This window comes from Mesorhizobium sp. M7A.F.Ca.CA.002.15.2.1, from assembly GCF_003998715.1.
GTDB classification, from domain to species: Bacteria; Pseudomonadota; Alphaproteobacteria; order Rhizobiales; family Rhizobiaceae; genus Mesorhizobium; species Mesorhizobium ciceri.
In genome coordinates this window covers 1-1,988 of record NZ_RZPI01000872.1, presented here as the reverse complement: position 1 = coordinate 1,988, position 1,988 = coordinate 1, and the positions used below count along the sequence as shown (strand labels likewise).

General features: G+C 63.3%; 2 protein-coding genes. One reads left to right on the top strand and one right to left on the bottom strand.

The genetic code is table 11. From position 1 onward, the window contains the following. A partial coding sequence (locus ENZ74_RS30520) for a hydantoinase/oxoprolinase family protein (RefSeq protein ID WP_245471043.1) occupies positions 1–1,010 on the bottom strand: 1,010 nt, incomplete at its 3' end. Positions 1,011–1,194: 184 nt separating this feature from the next. Between ENZ74_RS30520 and ENZ74_RS30515 the strand changes: the two genes are divergently transcribed. Continuing rightward, on the top strand, positions 1,195–1,974 hold the full coding sequence (locus tag ENZ74_RS30515) for a helix-turn-helix transcriptional regulator (protein WP_063169873.1): 780 nt from the start codon (positions 1,195–1,197) through the stop codon (positions 1,972–1,974). The last annotated feature ends 14 nt before the right edge of the window (positions 1,975–1,988 follow it).

The window sequence follows — 1,988 nt, the reverse complement described above, 5'->3', positions numbered from 1 at the left end:
ACCTTGAGGATCATGCCGGCGCCGGCACCGATCGTATCGAGGTGCAGCGTCGGCACGTTGAGCTTGAAGCGATCCATCAGCGGCTCGTTCTCGATCCGCGTCTGGCCGCGCGTGATAACGCCCATGTCGAAGGAGGTGCCGCCCATGTCCGAGCAGATCAGCGAATCATTGCCGATCAGCTTGCCGACATAGGCAGCACCGAGGATGCCGCCGATCGGGCCGGAGATCATGGTTTCATGCAGGCGCGGATGGTTGATCGAGGTCAGGCCGCCGAAGGAGAGCAGCGTCTGCACGCCATATTTGAAGCCGTATTTCTTCGAGACGTCCTCGATACCCCTAAGCTGCTTGCGGCCGCGCGAGGTGGCGTAGGCCTCGATCAGGACCGAGTTCAGCCGCGACTGCTCGCGGATGACCGGGCGGACCTCGTGGCTGGTGTAGACGATGATGTCGGCGCCGGCCTTGTCGACCTCTTCGCGGCAGATTTCCGCGATGCGCTTCTCGTGCACCGGATTGACGTGCGAGAAGATGGTCATGATGCAGATCGCTTCGACCTCGTCGGCGATCAGTTTTTTTGCGGCTGCAGAAACCTCGTGCTCATAGAGCGGCAGCACGACGTCGCCGAACTGGTCGATCCGCTCGGTGACGCCATGGGTGCGGCGGCGCGGCACCAGCGGATCGGGATGATGGTGGGTGACCGCATGCAGCCGGTCGGCGTAGGAATAATCGGCCCAGGCCTGCAGCCCGCGGCCCATCAGGATCATGTCCTCGAGGCCCTTGGTGGTGATCAGGCCGAGCCGGCGGCCGGTGCGCGACAACAGCGTGTTCAGCATGCCGGTGCCGGAATAGAGCACGACGTTGACGCCTGAAAACAATGATTCCAGCGAGATGCCCCAGGCATCCGCCGCGTCCTCGGCCGAGGCCAGAAAACCCTCGGCTTCGTTCTTCGGCGTGGTCGCCGACTTGCCGATCTTGAAGTGGCCGTCCTGATCGACAAGGATCGTGTCGGTCATGGTGCCGCCGGCGTCGATGCCGATGACGATTGGGTTGCCGACAATGGGGGCGGTGAGATTGGGTTGGGTCACGGTCGCCTCGGGATCTGGTCTAGGTTGACGCCAGGCTAGATTCATTGGATGGCCTCGCGCCATATGCCTAAAGACACAATGACGGTTGGGCTGACATCGCCGAGAAAAGGGCATGGGCATGGGCAATATCTGGGCGCCGCTCGCCAAAGCGATCGCCGCCATCGGCACGGACAGGCATGTCGACTGCCTGATCGACCTGATCGGCGCCGACATCGACCACGACCTCGTCACGGTGACGCGCTATTCGGCGACGCAGACACCCGAATTCATCAAGCACCGGCGCTTCTCGGATGAGATGGTCCGGCGCTATCTCCACAATTACTACGTGTTCGACCCGTTCTATGCCTCGTGGCGGCGCGAGCGCAGGTTGGGCATCATGCCGCTGAAACGGCTCGCCGACGACGAGGCCAAGCGCGGCCAGTACATTGCCGGCTTCCTGGCGCAGTCGGAGATCTGCGACGAGGTCGGCATCATGCTTGCCGATGGCGGCGACTGGTGCCTCGGCATCTTCCTCGACCGCTCGACCACGTCGTTCAAGGAGAGCGAGATCGCTTTGCTGGACGAGCGGTTGCCTGTATTCGAGGCGCTGCATGCGCTCGACATCAAGGCGCGCGGAACCAAATTCTCCCGCACGTCGGCGCCGACAGGCCCCGGCGCCTCGCCCCGGCAGGAGCCGACGATCCCGGCCAGTCTGTGGCCGGAGCTGTCGCTGCGCGAGCGGGAATTGGTTCAGTTGATCCTCGCCGGCCACCCGACGGCCAACATCGCCGAGCGCCTCGGCATCACCGTCGGCACGGTCAAGAACCATCGCCGGCGCATCTACGAGAAGCTCGACATCACCACCGAGCGGGAATTGTTTTTGCAGTTCTTCCAGCATCAGGCCGATCGCTAGCCGCTCGCTTACCC

Excerpts from the sequence above, each read along its gene's own strand:
- ENZ74_RS30515 (WP_063169873.1), top strand. The coding sequence starts at position 1,195 with ATGGGCATGGGCAATATCTGGGCGCCGCTCGCCAAAGCGATCGCCGCC.